Here is a 16,720-nt window from a genome sequence, read left to right on the forward strand (position 1 = left end):
TCAGGAACAAACCCAAACGCGACAAGGGAATAAATTTCACCCACCATGAGCTTTTGGAATACCACAACCCAAAAACAATAAAGCCTTTGATATTTAAACAGTAAAACAAATAAAGGCCAGCTTTTTTAAAGGCTGGCCTATGGGTAACCAAAAGCTAAAAAAAGAATCGTTTTACGCGTTTAGTGCCTGTTCTAAATCGGCTAGGATATCGTCAATATGCTCAATACCCACAGATAAACGAATCATCTCTGGTGACACACCAGCTTGTTTTTGTTCTGCTTCGCTCAACTGACGATGAGTCGTCGATGCTGGATGACAAGCCAATGATTTTGCATCGCCAATGTTCACCAAACGCTTAAAGATTTTCAGAGCGTCATAAAAGCGCACTCCGGCTTCATAACCGTCTTTTAAGCCAAACGACAAAATCGCAGAAGGCTTACCTTTCATGTATTTTTCGGCGAGGTTGAAGTGTGCTGAACTTGGCAAGCCGGCGTAACTCACCCAACTGACTTTGTCATGCTGTTCCAAGAATTCAGCCACTTTGAGTGCATTATCGGTATGGCGTTCCATACGCAGCGGTAACGTTTCTAGCCCTTGCATAAGCATAAATGCATTCATCGGTGATAATGCCGAACCGGCATTACGCAATGGTACGGTACGCGCGCGCCCGATAAATGCCGCCTCACCAAACGCTTCGGTATACACCACGCCGTGGTAAGAAGGTTCTGGTTGGTTGAAAACAGGAAAACGGTCTTTGTGCTGCGCCCAAGGGAATTTACCGGAATCCACAATCACGCCACCCAATGTGGTGCCATGCCCACCAACGTATTTAGTGAGAGAGTGAACTACGATATCCGCACCGAACTCGATGGGTTTGCACAGCACTGGCGTCGCGACAGTGTTATCCACAATCACAGGCACGCCTTGTGCGTGAGCAAGCTCCGCCACACGTTCTAAATCAATGATATTACCCGCAGGGTTACCAATGCTCTCGCAGTACACCGCTTTGGTATTTTCATCAATTAACTCGGCCAAACTTTCTGGCTTGTCATCTTTGGCAAACTTCACTTGAATACCTTGATTTGGCAGCATGTGCGCAAACAAGGTGTAAGTACCGCCATAAAGTTGCGGCGTAGAAACGATGTTATCGCCTGCTTGCGCTAAGGTCAGAATCGCATAGTTAATCGCTGCACTCCCCGCACTCACGACCAATCCAGCAATGCCGCCTTCTAACGCCGCCATGCGTTTTTCCAGAACATCATTAGTCGGATTCATGATGCGAGTGTAGATATTACCCGGCACTTCCAAGTTAAACAGATCAGCGCCGTGCTGCGCGTTATCAAACTCGTACGCGACCGTTTGATAAATCGGCGTCGCGACAGATTTAGTGGTAGGGTCAGTTTCGTAACCAAAATGGATGGATAGCGTTTCGTCTTTCATGTTCTTCCTTGAGCGTCATCGAGATAAATCGTGGACTTATCATGCCGACTTTTTAACCACAGAACCTCGTTATGGGTCACATTGCCCAAGCCCAGAAACGTTTATGAAATGGGAAAAGGTAACATTTTTGATATTCATCGATAGGTATAACTTGCGCTTGATTGAAAGTCTTTAATCTTGTTGATAATCCTCCTTCAATATGAACTAAAGTGAATGTGACCTATTGAGTTCTCAAACTCATTGAGATGGGAGCAATAGGCAAAAAACTTACTCTGTATGGAGATGACCGATGAACAAAAACTGGATCCCCATTGCCCTATCTGGGCTTGCTTTAACGGGGTGTTTTTCTGAAGAAGCGAAAGAAGTAGAAGCCGTCGCCGAGCCACTCAAAGTAACCGCCGCAGACAAAATTTATTATGGTGGCGACATCCTAACTATGTCTGGCGATAAGCCAGAGTACGCCGAAGCCGTCGCGACATTAGGCGAGAAAATCATTTATGTCGGCAGCAAAGATGGAGCGATGGAACACAAGTTCGGTAAAACACAGTTGGTCGACTTAAAAGGCAAAACTATGTTGCCTGGCTTTGTTGATCCGCACAGTCATGTGTATGGTGTTGGTCTGCAAGCCATGGTCGCAAACGTGCTGCCATCTCCTGATGGCGAAGCCGATACCGTTGCGAAAATCATCGAAACTCTGAAAAATGCCGAGAACAATAATACGCAACGCCTATTCATTGAGAAAACCGGATGGATTTTAGGTTTTGGTTACGACGACGCCCAACTGGATTACTACCCTACCAAAGCGGATCTCGATAAAGTCAGCACAGATAAGCCTGTATTGATCATCCATACTTCGGGGCATTTGAGTGTCGCAAACAGTAAAGCCTTAGAGCTAGCAGGCATCACATCAGAATCGGAAGATCCAAAAGGTGGCATTATCCGCCGAATGGAAAACAGCCAAGAACCAAATGGTGTCCTAGAAGAAAACGCGCACTTTGCAATGCTGTTCAACCTCAATAAGTTGATTGATTCTGAACTTCAAGATCGCATGTTAGAAGCCTCACAAGGTATGTACGCGAAATATGGCTATACCACAGCTCAAGAAGGACGAGCAACATCAGAAGGTTATGAAGCGATGAAACGCGCGTCGAAAAACGACAAGCTGATGATCGACTTGGTTGCGTACGCCGATATGGTATCGAGCAGTGATTTTATGGACTCGGAATACAACACGCCAGAGTACACAAACCATTTCCGCATCGGTGGCGTAAAGCTGAACTTTGATGGCTCTCCACAAGGTAAAACGGCATGGCTAAGTCAGCCTTACTTCCACCCGCCACATGGACAAGATAAAGACTACGCTGGCTACCCAACCTTTGAAGATCAACAAGCTTACGATTACGTAGAAACGGCCTTTAAAAATGAATGGCAAGTGCTGACGCATGCCAATGGTGACGCAGCGATCGAGCAATTTATTAATGCAGTGACCAAAGCAAATGAAAAGCTAGGAAAACAAGACCGCCGACCTGTACTCATTCACGGCCAAACCATGCGCCAAGACCAAGTGGATCGCTTAGCGGCGCAAGGCATCTTCCCTTCTCTATTCCCAATGCATACTTTTTATTGGGGTGACTGGCATGTAGACTCGGTGCTCGGCCATCCTCGTGCCGATTTCATTTCACCAACTCAAGCGGTGAGAAAGGCAGGGTTAAAGTTCAGTACTCACCATGACGCACCTGTGGCGCTGCCAAGTTCATTCCGAGTATTGGATGCGACCGTCAATCGCACCACCAGAACTGATAAAGTACTGGGTGCAGATCAGCGCGTTGACACGTACACCGCGCTGCAAGCCATGACCATTTGGCCAGCTTACCAACACTTTGAGGAGTCGTATAAAGGTTCTATCGAAGTAGGTAAGAATGCGGATTTAATCATCCTCGATAACAACCCGATGAAGATTGAACCTAAGGCGCTAAAAGACCTAAACGTGGAAGAAACCATCAGCAGAGGTCAATCGGTTTATCAACGACAGTAATCCAAAATAAAACACCGCCGTTATCGAGGCGGTGTTTTCTATCTGACTCACCAAGCACTATCTATTTGCTCGCCACTAGCTTCGCTAACCAAGTAGGAAACTTTTCGTATTTAAGAATAAACCACACCTAAGCAAAGGTGGATTAATCAAAATCAGAAGGTCGTTTTGAGGGCAGCTTTAACAGCCTGATTCAACTTACTTAGCACCAATTCAAACACCCAACGAATAAAGGAATAAGTAAATTTGATCGCGATATTTGCACCTTTCCCCGCAAATACCAACATGTGGCCAAGTAAACCTTTTACGCGTTCAGAAAATTCGCTAGAGAGTTCTGAAATTTTGACGATTGAACGAGCAATCGCGTCATATATAGTAGCAATAGCAGAACCTACATTTTGCAGGGCAAAGACTGACGCCGCAGCCCCACCATCCACTAACAACGTAAGGAGCGCTGCCGAGATTTTATCTGCCCAATCAGCAGAAGGTGTGGCTTGAAGTCGATTCTCATAGTTTAAAACTACGCGTTTAAAAGTGGAGCTTGCCTTTTGAAAGCCAAGGCTATCCCAGGTTGCAGTCTGTGTATAAGAACTGTACTCCGCCATAAAATGTGCGCTAGGAAAAAGACCTTGAGCACGATTCAATATGTACTCCGAACCATCATAAGGCACATGATAAAAAGGCCATACTGGCGCTTTTGTTACGGGGTCCGCACCATTGACACAACGGAAGTGCGTCGATATTCGAGATGATGAGTTGATCGAAAAAGATTTCATTCCGACTCTTGGTGAGCCAAAAGTATATAAGTTAACTCTGCCTTTAAACTCTGGAGAAGCAGAAATCCAATTAGCAACCAGAGTCGCTAATGCACCACCTAAACTGTGTCCAACACAATGTATAGTACCGTTAGCGGTTACCGGATTATCACGAAGAAAACGAGTTAGACCTTTTCTCATAGAATAGAACGTAGTTTGGAATCCCGAATGGACGGTCTCTCCGGTATCTGTTCCTTTCCCACTACACGTCAAGTCAGTAATCCCATCAGCTAATCCAGCTGTACCTCTAAAAGCTAAGACAAGGTCATTTTTATAACGCTCACTTTTTCCCTTTCCTAGCAGAGCAAACCCGGTTTCAGGACGAAAGAAAAAACCACCACTTGTACCTGTAATCATGTCCTTGAAAGAGAAGTCATTGCGAAGAGCAAGGGGAACTTCTAAATCCTCTAAATTCTGCTTTATGGAGTAAGCAGCTAACGCCAAATAACTGGCCTGTTTTGGAGAAATTTCACTCATAACTAATCAACTATATCCTTTTTTGCAATGTAAGTATCAGAGTCTTCGTCGTACAAATAAGTGGTGACTTTGTCGTTGCTCCAATCACAAATCGAGTAAACAGATATAGGTAAACCTTTTTCGGGAGCGATCTCCACTTCATGAATACGCTCGATATTGGTTAACTCACAATTAATATCCGAGAGCATTGAAAGCAATGGTTTTCTTCCATCTGGTGGCACCCAAACACCCCAAACTTTCTTTTGATCACCCTGCCAATTGAGATAAATTTTTTGATGTACGTTCAAACTCCCGCCAAATATGTCTCCGGGAGCTCGCGACCGAACAGTAACTCCAGGAAAGAAAAACTCACCTAGTTCATTGGTTTGGGCTTCATCTTTTAGCGTTTTTCCTTTTTTATATCCTTCATAAAAAAGTTCTCGATGAACCGTTAGCCCAACTTGTGGTTTACCATCAAGCTTAATAACACCACGTACTTCTGGTGACATTTCCACATCGTATTTTTTAAACGGCCAAAACATTGCACTTGCTCCTACCGAAAATAGAGCTAGGACCAATACAAGCGAGTTTTTTTTAGCCATAGCCTTTCTCTATCCATTAGTTATTTTCTAGGATGATATGGAAAAAGATGAGTGAGAGAGAGAAGTTAATAAAGTGAAGATAATTTGTGGGAAGTGGCTCAAGATAATATGTAATTAAGACATTTATTTTTATTATTTCTTAAACACTTAAATCATCGTCGTGACTCAATCTGCTTCAAAAGCCACTCTCTAAATCGCTCAGTTGACTGGCTTCTTGTATTCATGATCAAGTAATACCCAGCATTGGCAGGAATGGGGGCGAATGGAGAAACCAAACGTTTCGTCGTCAATTCATCCTCAATCAACGCCATGCGTGCCATCGCGATCCCGACTCCAGCTTCCGCCGCAGACATCGCCATGTCTGTTCGATTGAAAAAGTGACCGACATCGGTTTTAAAATCGAATCCCATTGCCGAAGCCCAATACAACCACTCATAGTCACGTGTCGCTTTTTCCCACGGCATCGCGTCGTGCAACAACGTAGCCGCTTGCCATTGATTCGCAGACATAGACGATGTTTGATCACCAAAAGGAGTTTTTAGCCACCGATGATCCTCAAGGTATTTAGGGCTCATCACTGGCAGCAATTTTTCATCGAGAATCAACTCGGCATCATGGTCTCGATAAGGGTGAAGGCCGTAGTCAATGGCGACGTCATAGTCTTTCAAATCGCTGTTGACTAGCGCTCCTTCCGCAAAGATCTGCACTTGTATTTCTGGGTTCTCTAGTTGAAAGCTTTCGAGTTTAGGCACTAGCCACTTAAAGGCGAATGAGGGAGTGAGCTTCAAGCGAACCTCATTGATATGCTTTTCTACTCTCAGATCATCAAGCAACTTGCCTAACTCAGAGAAATGCAACTGCGTGGCTTGTTGCAGTTGTATTCCCTTTTCGGTGAGGCGGATCCCTCGAGAGTGGCGTTCAAAAAGAGTAAAACCTAACGACTCTTCTAAGTGGATTATTTGTTGGCTTACAGCCCCTGTCGTAAGGTGTAGATGCTTAGCAGCGCCCGTAAAACTGGCATGTGACGCCACTTGGTTAAACAACCATAAACCACTTATCACGTTACTTCTCATCACTAAGCCTATAGTTTTTCTAAACGCTGTATGTAATTTATATCGATTGTTAATAAAAGGTAAAGAAAAGAAACTAACCGCTACTGATAAATGTGTGGAGTACCTCAATGGAAGTCATCGTATTAGGCAGCGGTGTTATCGGTTTAACCTCTGCTTGGTATTTATCTCAAGCAGGCTATCAAGTCACGGTCATCGATCGCCAACCAAGCAGCGCGATGGAAACAAGCTTTGCCAATGCAGGACAAATTTCTTATGGCTACTCATCCCCATGGGCAGCTCCGGGTATCCCGCTCAAGGCGATCAAATGGCTGATGGAAGAACACGCTCCACTAAAAATAAAGCCGTCGCTAAGCACAGACATGATCAGTTGGGCAAGCAAGATGGTTGCGAACTGCACCTTGCCTCGCTATCAAATCAACAAAGCTCGCATGCTGTCTATCGCCAACCACAGCCGAACTTGCTTGGAACAATTACGTAATGAGCACGCGATTGAATACCAAGGACGCCAGTTTGGTACCTTGCAAGTGTTTCGCACAACTCAACAGTTAACCGCAATCGAAAAAGACCTCAAGCTGCTTGAGCAAAGTGGTACTCGATTTGAGTTGATGGACGTTGAACAGTGCCTTCGACAAGAACCCGGTTTAGCGCTGGTCAAAGATAAAATCGTAGGCGGGTTGTATTTGCCTGATGATGAAACAGGTGACTGCTTTCAGTTTTGCCAACAGCTGACAGAACTTGCGAAAGCGCATGGTGTCACGTTTAAATTCAATACCGAAGTGAGTAATTGGGTTACTGTAGGCAAAAAGATCATAGGTGTCCAAACGAACCATGGTTTGTTTAAGGCAGACCAATTTGTCGTTGCTTCTGGTAGCTTTTCCACAGCGCTTTTAAAGCAGCTCGATATTGATATCCCAGTGTATCCGGTTAAAGGATATTCACTGACGCTACCGATAGAAAATGAAGAATACGCACCGCGCTCTACCGTCATGGATGAGACTTACAAAGTCGCTATGACTCGATTTGATGACCGCATACGAGTGGCTGGCACCGCTGAGCTTGCAGGTTTCGACCCATCCTTGCCACAAAAGCGCAAAAACACGATTGAGATGGTGGTTCGCGATTTGTTCCCTCGCGGCGGTGATTTCAGCCAAGCAGAATTCTGGACAGGATTTCGCCCAATGACGCCAGATGGCACACCAATCATAGGTGCAACGCCATACGACAACCTCTTTACTAATACTGGGCATGGGACGTTAGGGTGGACAATGGCATGTGGTTCAGGGCACTTATTGGCCAATATCATGACAGGTGAAAAAGCCAAAATCATGGAGAACTCAGAGCTCAACTTACTTCGTTACGCGTAAATAATCGCACAAAAATCAAACAGACCTTTATTCCACATACTGCATAGTAGTTAGCATTTTTAACTCATCGAATATGCAGCACATTAAAATGACAACGTGCTGCATATTTAATCAAATCAATAAATTCCCCATCTAATTGCGCACAATAATCAACTAGAACCAAATTTTAACAACACCAAGCCATTCTGTGCCCACCATCACGCTATAAACGATTTATAGACAAAAAAGTTAACAATTGCATTACAAAAAGGGTAATGTGTTGTTTGAAAAATAACCACAAACACAACTAACAGGGAAAATACTCATGCAGTCATTAGTTGATTTTCTGAATGGAATTATCTGGAGCCCAGTACTGATCTACCTGTGTCTTGGGGCGGGTTTGTTCTATTCGATCATGACACGCTTTGTGCAGATTCGTCATTTCTTTGAGATGTGGCGCTTGCTACTTTCGGGCAAAAGTTCAACCAAAGGGATCTCATCATTTCAGGCGCTTGCCGTTTCGCTATCTGGCCGTGTAGGTACAGGTAACATTGCCGGTGTTGCTGCGGCTATCGGGTTTGGTGGCCCTGGCGCCGTATTCTGGATGTGGGTTGTTGCCTTCTTTGGCGCAGCAACAGCATATGCAGAATCCACTCTCGCTCAAATCTACAAAGAAGAAGATGAAGGTGAATTCCGTGGCGGTCCTGCTTACTACATCGAAAAAGCAATGGGGCAAAAATGGTACGCATGGATCTTTGCTATCTCGACCATCTTTGCGTGTGGTGTGCTACTTCCTGGCGTTCAATCCAACAGTATTGGTAACGCGGTAGAAGCAGCATTTGGCTCTGGTGACATGATCGAAACCGCTATTGGTACCTTCAGTTTTGCTAAAATTTTCACTGGTACGGTTGTCTGTGTCATTCTTGCCTTCATCATCTTTGGTGGCGTAAAGCGTATTGCGAACTTCACTCAGATCGTTGTGCCATTCATGGCATTGGCGTACATCATCACCGCTTTCGTTATCATTCTTCTAAACATCGGTGAAATCCCACGCATTATCGGCATGATCCTAGGAGACGCGTTCACTCCTATGGCTGGTGTTGGTGCTGCCATTGGTTGGGGTGTTAAACGTGGTGTTTACTCAAATGAAGCAGGCCAAGGTACCGGCCCTCACGCAGCAGCAGCAGCAAGCGTTGATCATCCTGCACAGCAAGGTCTGGTTCAATCATTCTCAATCTACATCGATACACTACTAGTATGTTCGGCAACTGCGTTTATGATTCTTATCACAGGGGCGTACAACGTACACGGTGCGGTTGAAGGTGCATTCCTTGTGCAAAACCTACCAGCCGATATTGGGGCCAATGGTCCAGTATTCACGCAAATGGCGATTGAAAGTGCTCTGCCTGGAGTTGGTAAACCGTTCATCGCTGTTGCACTGTTCTTCTTCGCATTCACCACGATCTTGGCTTACTACTACATCGCAGAAACAAACATTGCCTACATTCGCCGTACCTTTAAAGTGAACGGTCTGATGTTTATCTTAAAACTGGTGCTTATCTCAGCCGTGTTTTACGGTACAGTAAAAACCGCAAACTTAGCATGGGCGATGGGTGATGTTGGCGTAGGTTTGATGGCTTGGCTGAACATCGTGGGTATCTTGATCATCTTCTTTATGTCGAAGCCTGCTCTGAAAGCGCTGACCGACTACGAAGAACAACAGAAGCAAGGTGTCACAGAGTTTACGTTCAACCCAGTTGCGCTAGGTATCAAAGGGGCAGATTACTGGGAAGAGAAATACAAACGTAAAACGGGTCAAGCGCCAACGACTGAAACTACCGCAACAGACACGGTAGAACAGCCTTCGACCTAAGTTTCTTTCCTTAAAAATAAGAAAAAGCAGTGGTCCGTTCTTCGGACACAACAAAGGGGTTAACCAGCGGTTAACCCCTTTTTATATCAGTCAGATTTGAAATCTTACTTGGTCGGATACACTTGCTTCCAATCGTTTTTCATATCAGCGATTAACCAACCTTTCGCTTTCGCTTCATCCAATCCTTTATCTAGCTTACCAATGCTAGAGGTGCGGTCATATTTCCACTCACGTTGGTCATCCGTGTGATGAACGTACATTGCTAAACGAGGACCAGTACCTGACGTCGTCCATTGCAGCATTTGTAGGTCACCATCTGAGTTGCCAAACGAAGCTATTGGGCGCTTACCAATGTGCTGATAAATTTGCTGCGGTTTTTCCGCTTTGTCGTTATTCACTTCAATGCCCGGTACGCGCTTAACTTGGTAACTACCATCAACATTAACGAACTCTGTAGATAGACGAGTACCAATGATACGCTCGGATGGGATGTTGTAGACATCCGTCGCCCAAGCTCGCATAAAGGCATTGCCACCACCAGACACAATGAAGTTTTTAAAGCCATTGCTATCAAGATAATCCAACAGTTCTAACATTGGTTGATACACCATGTCGGTGTATGGGCGGCCCGTTACGGGGTGCTTAGCCGTACTTATCCAAGCCTGTACAATAGAAGTGAACTCATCGCTGCTCATTCCTGAATGCGTTTTTTGCACCATAGTTAGAACATCTTCTAAGCTCAGCTTATCTATCTGCCCGCTTAACACCAGTGAGTATGGTTTAGTCGTCTTCCAATCAGGGTGGCTAGCCGCTTGCTCTTTAATTTGGTCGAGCATAAACAAGATTTGGAAGTACATCGGCTTTTCTGACCATAACGTTCCGTCGTTATCAAAAGTGGCAATACGATCTTGAGGAGCAACAAAATTGGGAGAGTTACCGTCAGTAACATCACTGACAAATTGGATAATTGCTTGTTTGGTTTGACCGTCGTTCCACGAAGGCAATGGGTCACTATTTTGCGCCAAAATCGGAAATGAAATCACCGCGACAGCGAGCGTAAAAACATTCAAGAGGTAATTTTTCATCAGTTGTAAACTCTTTATATAGGGATGTTTAATAATGGAGCATTCTCGAAGAAAAAATTCGCTCTTGGTCACAACAATGTTTTATTCGGAATATTCCTACTTGAAAGCCAAAAAGATTCATAAAATTCAATGAAATAAAAAAGCGGACCTATTGGCCCGCTTTTTCAATGAGTTCGATTTAACGCTTAAGCTGCGACTGCTTCAACTTTACGAGCGATTTTTGCTTTACCTACAGGTAGAACTTCACGACCAAATTCGTTGTTTAGCACTTGCGCCATTGCGAAGTAAATTGCGCTTGCGCCACAGAAGATACCTTCGAAGCCAGCGATAGCACCGATAACTTCGCTACCAGTGAAATCACGAGCAGCAAGTAAGAAGAACAGGATAGTTAGAGAACCAAATACCACCTGCTTCGCTGTTGGGTAACATAGAGAACCAATGAACATGAAACCAGTGAAGATACCCCAAAGTGCTAGGTACCAACCCATAAAGCTTGCTGGGCTTGCAGGAAGACCCATGTGAGGCATTACGATTAAACCAACCAATGTTAGCCAAAATAGACCGTAAGAAGTAAACGCAGTTGTGCCGAACGTGTCGCCGCGTTTAAAGCACATGATGCCAACGATTACTTGGCTAAGGCCACCGTAAAAGATGCCCATCGCTAGAATCATAGAGTCAAGTGGGAAAAATCCTGCGTTATGAATGTTCAGCAGAATAGTGGTCATACCGAAACCCATCAGACCTAGCGGTGCTGGGTTAGCCAGTTTTGTCGACATGTACAAATACCTTTTTTCAAAAATGTTGATAAAAAATGCGCGCGAATTTTAATGGACACCCAATAAAAAGAGAAAAGCCGTTATTGAAAACTTAGATTCCACAAATAAGCAACAGCACAAATAAAAAAAGACCCTGCTAAAAAGCAGAGCCTTTATAAAGAGTTAAATTATTTATTGGCAGGAAATCTCATCCCAGAACCAGTTGCTCTGCGTTGGGCTTTCCCACACTCCAGGGCCGTTTTTTGCGACAAAGCATTTGTTTTGGTACGTCACTTTATCACCGTTGGCCACTTGAGTTACGCCTGGTTCCCACTGAATGAAGTTACCTGTTACTGGTGGTACTGGCTCAGTGACCGGAGGCTCTGGTTCTGTGACTGGCGGTTCTGGTTCAGTCACAGGTGGTTCAGGTTCAGTTGTTGGCGGCTCCGTAGGAGTGCCTGAAACCAACTTCCAAGGGTCTCCTTTCGTTGGCTCATTACCTTGTGACCACCATTTCGCTTCGTAAACAGCACCTTGGTAAGAAACTTGATCACCAGTGTTGTAGACTTTGCCTGAATCCCAAGCTGCCACGCCACCGACAGGTGGATCGACCGGATCTACAGGGTCTAACTTGTCAACCACACGAACTTCAGGCCAACCCGCATGAGATTGGTAGAAGTTAGTTACACACTTCTCGTAATCACCCGCAACTAGCGCAGAGTAAGCCGTTTGGAAACCAACCAACTCACATTCAAACGAATGGCCTCCAGGGCGATCTGAGTAGTATTTCCAGTTACCATCCCAGTTCGTGTAAAGCACGTCAGTTGCGCCATTTAGGTTTAGGCTGCCGTAAGGCGTTTGCTGCCAACAAGTGTTCTTCTCGTCAGCTTCAATTGGAATTTGGTAGTGTGCCGCCAAACCTTCCCAGTAACGGATACGGTTAACAGGCTGACCTTTATCCTTGTTTTGCTCACCACACTCAATACCACCATTGATCACGTTGATAGTGGTACCGAAGCCGTAACCAATGCCTGCATCAAGTTCACGTTGTGAAGGAACCCAAGTACGGTCAATTACATGTAGCATTGCTGGTTTAGGTGCTTGTGGGGTTAGGAAGAACCAGATGGCCGATGCCAAGTTCAGCCACGAATCCGCAACCAAACCTGGATTTTTCAGCAATACAGATGCATCACCATCAAACATCACTTCAGAGAACGCGCCATAGTTAAAGTGGTAAGAAAGCTGTTTAGCACCACGTCCAAAGTAACCTTGTCCCGGTTCACATGGCCAACGTTTGTTTTGCCAGTCATTCTGACCACAACCTGTCGTGTAACCTTCTTGACCTTCTGACCAGCCCATTTCACGTACGTGAACCAAAGCTTGCTGCCACTCTTCCAATCCAAGAGGATTATCCGATACGTTATCAATCGAAATATGACCACCGGTTTCCTGCGCAAAGTGAGCAAAGGCTGTCACGATCGATTTTTTACAAATCGCATCCGAATCACGGCCATCAGTGTACTCACCACAAAATGCTGGGAATTTACCAATCGCACGTAGGAAACGCGTGTAAGTGTATTCTGGTGCTGCCATTTGAGTCAGGAAGTCCCACTCACTTTCAGGGAACACACGCTCTACACGCTTCACGTTTTCTGGGTTGGTTGCCGCTCCAGGAACAATCGCTTCAACGACTGAGTTAGGACGCGTTTCTAGTGCTTGTGACCAAATGGCATACATAGGGTCAGAGGTTTTGCTTTGCTCCATAGCTTGAACGTCACCACGAGCAATGACATAACCATTCGGATTTTGCGGATCAGGCTGGATATTCATACTTGCATTCGCTTGTGCCGCTAGGACACAACTCAATGCAATAGGAAGATGTTTGAGTGCAAACATGTCTAGTCTCCGGGTTTAACAATATAATATACAAGGAATAACTAGACATATAGTGGATCATATATAAAAAACGCCGAGCGAAGTGAGTTCATTCTGCGAGACAAAATGAATAAATAAGTCCTTGCACACATTTTGTCACAAGAAAAATGTTACCTTGACTCAAAAGAAAAGCGGAGGCTGACTACGCCTCCGTTTGATGATATTTCTATCTCTATTACTCTGCTGAAACAGACTCAAGTTGCTCGGTTAGCTTCTGTTTTGATAGCACATAGTAAATAGCGAACTGAGCGACAATCGCCGCAAGTACAATCACTGGTGAGGCGGCAACGCCTGCCAAAAGAAAGCACCCAAGTGCAATCACGCCATTCAACACCGCGTAAGGCAACTGTGTACGGAAGTGCTCATACTGTTCACACCCTGCTCCTGTTGACGACAGAATCGTGGTTTCAGAGATTGGAGAACAGTGATCACCAAATAAACCGCCAGATAACACGGCACCAATGCAAACTAGCAAAGGAGCATCAATCGCAACGGCCGTTGGGATCACTAATGGCATCATGATGGCGAACGTGCCCCAAGATGATCCCGTAGCAAACGAGATAATACCGGCAAGCAAAAAAGCAACGGCTGGCAATAGCCAATACGGGAAACCGGCTTGAGCTTGTTCAGCAATATATGCAGCTGCACCTAATTCTTTCCCAACAGAGCTAAGCGCCCAAGCCAATACCAAGATAACCGCGACAGACATCATGTTTGACATGCCTTTGAGGTACACTTGGATACCATCGGAAAGCTTTCTGACGCCATAAAACGCCATCAGCGCAATTAGAGTGAAGGCAGCGAAGAAGTACGCCGAAGAGAGTGCAGCCCTAAACGTTGAGCCTGCCACTTTTTGAAATGGAAAACCGTGTGGCACCAGGATGGTACATAGAACCACCAGCATAACGAGCAAAGGTGCCCACACAAAACTGGATTTTGCATTTTTATGCGTAAACACATTCATCGACTCCTGCACTTTCCCAAAGTCGGAACCCTGTTCTGCTAACTGCTCAGCCTTCGCCATCGGTCCAAAATCTAACTTGAAGAAAGAGACAATCGGCACAATCGCGATCGCAAGAAAGGCATAAAACTGATACGGGATCGCGCCAATGAAAGCATCCCAGTCACTCATACTGACATTCAGGGCAGTAAACTCTTTTTGAATCAATCCCATGATGTAAACGCCCCACCCGATAAAAGGAATCAAGATTGCGACGGGAGAGGAAGTAGAATCGATAATGAAAGCTAATTTTTGGCGTGATACTTTTAACTTATCAAATAAAGGGCGAAAAACAGGGCCAACAATCAGTGGTGTACCAAGGTCTGAGAAGAAAATAACGACACCACCGAACCATGCTGATAGTTGAGCTTGGCATTTACTCGCCACCCATTGGGTAACCTTTTTAGCAAAGGCGACACCGCCGCCGGACTTTTCCATTAAAGCTACGAAACCACCAATAAACACTAATAACAAAATCACACCAGCGTTGTAGCTATCCGTAAGTTGCGGCAGTAGATAGCTTTTCATCAACGCACTAAACGAGTCTAGTGGTCCTTTTTCAACAAAGGTGCCTTCAAGCATGGCGACGCCACTGACCACCCCGGCGAACAAACCAACGACGACATTTCTCGTAGTCAGCGCGAGGAAAAGAGTAATAAGGATGGGAATGAGAGAGGTAACGTCAGCCTGTTCCATAGCAATACCATCTTCAATATTTAAACAATAAAAATGAATATATATTTAATTTGGACGTGTGTATATATTTCTCACGAAAAAGTTGAGCCACCTCTTCACAAATTTGAAGTACAAAAAAACCAGCCCGGAGGCTGGTTCTTGTAAACTCAACAATCTAGAGGAAAATTATTCCCACTCTATTGTAAACAAGACATTTTTATCTTTTATATTCAATGGCTTATTTTCCTGCTAATTGGTAATACCATGAAAAATACCATGCTCAGAAAAGGCTTAACAATATTTTGAAAAATTGCCTACTGAGCGCTGCCGCACAGCTCCATAGGCCGCTTTCCTGGCTTTGCTTCCAGATGTATGCTATTCTGCTCCTGCAGCTAATGGATCACCGCAAACAGGTTACTCGCCTGGGGATTCCCTTTCGACCCGAGCATCCGTATGAGACTCATGCTCGATTATTATTATTATAGAAGCCCCCATGAATAAATCGCTCATCATTTTCGGCATCGTCAACATAACCTCGGACAGTTTCTCCGATGGAGGCCGGTATCTGGCGCCAGACGCAGCCATTGCGCAGGCGCGTAAGCTGATGGCCGAGGGGGCAGATGTGATCGACCTCGGTCCGGCATCCAGCAATCCCGACGCCGCGCCTGTTTCGTCCGACACAGAAATCGCGCGTATCGCGCCGGTGCTGGACGCGCTCAAGGCAGATGGCATTCCCGTCTCGCTCGACAGTTATCAACCCGCGACGCAAGCCTATGCCTTGTCGCGTGGTGTGGCCTATCTCAATGATATTCGCGGTTTTCCAGACGCTGCGTTCTATCCGCAATTGGCGAAATCATCTGCCAAACTCGTCGTTATGCATTCGGTGCAAGACGGGCAGGCAGATCGGCGCGAGGCACCCGCTGGCGACATCATGGATCACATTGCGGCGTTCTTTGACGCGCGCATCGCGGCGCTGACGGGTGCCGGTATCAAACGCAACCGCCTTGTCCTTGATCCCGGCATGGGGTTTTTTCTGGGGGCTGCTCCCGAAACCTCGCTCTCGGTGCTGGCGCGGTTCGATGAATTGCGGCTGCGCTTCGATTTGCCGGTGCTTCTGTCTGTTTCGCGCAAATCCTTTCTGCGCGCGCTCACAGGCCGTGGTCCGGGGGATGTCGGGGCCGCGACACTCGCTGCAGAGCTTGCCGCCGCCGCAGGTGGAGCTGACTTCATCCGCACACACGAGCCGCGCCCCTTGCGCGACGGGCTGGCGGTATTGGCGGCGCTGAAAGAAACCGCAAGAATTCGTTAACTGCACATTCGGGATATTTCTCTATATTCGCGGTTCAGCAGGCATGTCCCCTTTGAGGGCGACCCGACGACAGGATAATCGACCTTATGGTGCGCAAATATTTCGGCACAGACGGTATTCGTGGCAAAGCCAACGAAGGCGCGATGACGGCGGAAACCGCCTTGCGCGTCGGCATGGCGGCTGGCCGTGTCTTTCGTCGCGGTGACCACCGCCATCGTGTCGTGATCGGCAAGGATACGCGCCTGTCGGGCTATATGCTTGAACCCGCGCTCACAGCCGGTTTCACCTCGATGGGCATGGACGTATTCCTTTTTGGCCCGCTGCCGA

Annotated in this window: 12 protein-coding genes and 1 pseudogene; 5 read left to right on the forward strand and 8 right to left on the reverse strand. The window is 46.0% G+C overall.

Annotated features, from left to right (window positions below; all coding sequences use genetic code 11):
* Positions 1-171 precede the first annotated feature (171 nt).
* Positions 172-1,440 (reverse strand): O-acetylhomoserine aminocarboxypropyltransferase/cysteine synthase family protein, encoded by a 1,269-nt coding sequence (locus tag ACF8OV_RS08290; protein ID WP_203504920.1) that lies wholly within the window; start codon positions 1,438-1,440, stop codon positions 172-174.
* A gap of 289 nt (positions 1,441-1,729) precedes the next feature.
* On the opposite strand from ACF8OV_RS08290, the gene ACF8OV_RS08295 reads away from it, so the two are divergent.
* Positions 1,730-3,475: an amidohydrolase gene (locus ACF8OV_RS08295; RefSeq protein ID WP_029823216.1), complete on the forward strand. Its 1,746-nt coding sequence runs from the start codon at positions 1,730-1,732 to the stop codon at positions 3,473-3,475.
* A gap of 152 nt (positions 3,476-3,627) precedes the next feature.
* Here ACF8OV_RS08295 and ACF8OV_RS08300 read toward each other — a convergent pair whose 3' ends face one another.
* The 3 genes from ACF8OV_RS08300 to ACF8OV_RS08310 all read right to left on the reverse strand — a co-directional run bounded on the left by ACF8OV_RS08300 (position 3,628) and on the right by ACF8OV_RS08310 (position 6,418).
* Positions 3,628-4,764 carry a lipase family protein gene (locus tag ACF8OV_RS08300; protein WP_005496308.1) on the reverse strand — a complete coding sequence of 379 codons (1,137 nt, stop codon included), beginning with the start codon at positions 4,762-4,764 and terminating at the stop codon, positions 3,628-3,630.
* Positions 4,765-4,766: 2 nt separating this feature from the next.
* A complete protein-coding gene (locus ACF8OV_RS08305; RefSeq protein WP_050498104.1) occupies positions 4,767-5,345 on the reverse strand; it encodes a DUF6795 domain-containing protein in 579 nt (192 codons plus the stop codon).
* Positions 5,346-5,497: 152 nt separating this feature from the next.
* A complete protein-coding gene (locus ACF8OV_RS08310; protein ID WP_180800176.1) occupies positions 5,498-6,418 on the reverse strand; it encodes a LysR substrate-binding domain-containing protein in 921 nt (306 codons plus the stop codon).
* Positions 6,419-6,525: 107 nt separating this feature from the next.
* On the opposite strand from ACF8OV_RS08310, the gene ACF8OV_RS08315 reads away from it, so the two are divergent.
* Both ACF8OV_RS08315 and ACF8OV_RS08320 read left to right on the forward strand, forming a co-directional pair.
* Positions 6,526-7,782 (forward strand): D-amino acid dehydrogenase, encoded by a 1,257-nt coding sequence (locus ACF8OV_RS08315; protein WP_025501377.1) that lies wholly within the window; start codon positions 6,526-6,528, stop codon positions 7,780-7,782.
* Positions 7,783-8,086: 304 nt separating this feature from the next.
* Positions 8,087-9,634, forward strand: a complete 1,548-nt coding sequence (locus ACF8OV_RS08320) for a sodium:alanine symporter family protein (RefSeq protein ID WP_005464242.1) — start codon at positions 8,087-8,089, stop codon at positions 9,632-9,634.
* Positions 9,635-9,738: 104 nt separating this feature from the next.
* Here ACF8OV_RS08320 and ACF8OV_RS08325 read toward each other — a convergent pair whose 3' ends face one another.
* The 4 genes from ACF8OV_RS08325 to ACF8OV_RS08340 form a co-directional block, all read right to left on the reverse strand.
* Positions 9,739-10,719 carry an HAD family phosphatase gene (locus ACF8OV_RS08325; RefSeq protein WP_203504922.1) on the reverse strand — a complete coding sequence of 327 codons (981 nt, stop codon included), beginning with the start codon at positions 10,717-10,719 and terminating at the stop codon, positions 9,739-9,741.
* 185 nt (positions 10,720-10,904) lie between these two features.
* Positions 10,905-11,495 (reverse strand): acetate uptake transporter, encoded by a 591-nt coding sequence (locus tag ACF8OV_RS08330; RefSeq protein ID WP_005460258.1) that lies wholly within the window; start codon positions 11,493-11,495, stop codon positions 10,905-10,907.
* A 171-nt stretch (positions 11,496-11,666) separates the two neighbouring features.
* Complete coding sequence (locus ACF8OV_RS08335; RefSeq protein ID WP_005483748.1) at positions 11,667-13,370, reverse strand: chitinase; 1,704 nt, start codon at positions 13,368-13,370, stop codon at positions 11,667-11,669.
* A 214-nt stretch (positions 13,371-13,584) separates the two neighbouring features.
* Positions 13,585-15,105, reverse strand: a complete 1,521-nt coding sequence (locus ACF8OV_RS08340) for a Na+/H+ antiporter NhaC family protein (RefSeq protein WP_203504924.1) — start codon at positions 15,103-15,105, stop codon at positions 13,585-13,587.
* Positions 15,106-15,577: 472 nt separating this feature from the next.
* On the opposite strand from ACF8OV_RS08340, the gene sul2 reads away from it, so the two are divergent.
* The gene (gene sul2 / locus ACF8OV_RS08345; RefSeq protein ID WP_001043260.1) at positions 15,578-16,393 is read left to right on the forward strand and encodes a sulfonamide-resistant dihydropteroate synthase Sul2; all 816 of its coding nucleotides are present in this window, start codon (positions 15,578-15,580) and stop codon (positions 16,391-16,393) included.
* Between the two features lie 86 nt (positions 16,394-16,479).
* A pseudogene (glmM, locus tag ACF8OV_RS08350) lies at positions 16,480-16,720 on the forward strand (phosphoglucosamine mutase); the annotation flags it as partial.

Source organism: Vibrio sp. GLN_1, from assembly GCF_043106015.1.
Taxonomy (GTDB): Bacteria; Pseudomonadota; Gammaproteobacteria; order Enterobacterales; family Vibrionaceae; genus Vibrio; species Vibrio parahaemolyticus.